Below are 460 nucleotides of genomic sequence, written 5' to 3' on the forward strand. Positions count from 1 at the left end.
CCTTGCTGCAGCAACCGGTGATGATCAAGTGTTTCGCGATCTGGTGCGCGCTCGGTTGATTAATCCTGGCTCAAAGTTTGATTCGATCGAAACCCTTGCTGAAGTTGGGGTGACAAGCGCAAGCTATCGCACCATCCAGAGGCGTCTTGCCTCCTTCGCCACCGAATCGTTCGGGGAGATATTAACCCAAGCGTTGGCCCATCATGCAGGTATTGGGCCAGGCGCATTCATCTTGTACGACGTGACCACCTTGTACTTTGAAACCGATACTGCTGATGAGCTTCGCAAACCCGGATTTTCTAAAGAGCGCCGTGTAGAGCCGCAAATCCTTGTCGGGCTGCTTACTGATGCCACTGGGTTTCCACTGCACGTGGGTGCATTTGCTGGCAACTCGGCAGAAACCCACACGATGCTGCCGATGATCACACGGTTCCAAGAGGCCTACCAACTCGACGAGGTT

General features: G+C 53.9%; 1 protein-coding gene. It reads left to right on the forward strand.

Going from position 1 to position 460, the window contains the following annotated elements:
• The coding region (locus QKE52_RS13340; RefSeq protein ID WP_347949007.1) for an IS1634 family transposase at nucleotides 1–460 on the forward strand (460 nt) is incomplete at both ends.

It is taken from the genome of Corynebacterium sp. c25Ua_47 (genome assembly GCF_039907205.1).
GTDB lineage: Bacteria > Actinomycetota > Actinomycetes > Mycobacteriales > Mycobacteriaceae > Corynebacterium > Corynebacterium hiratae.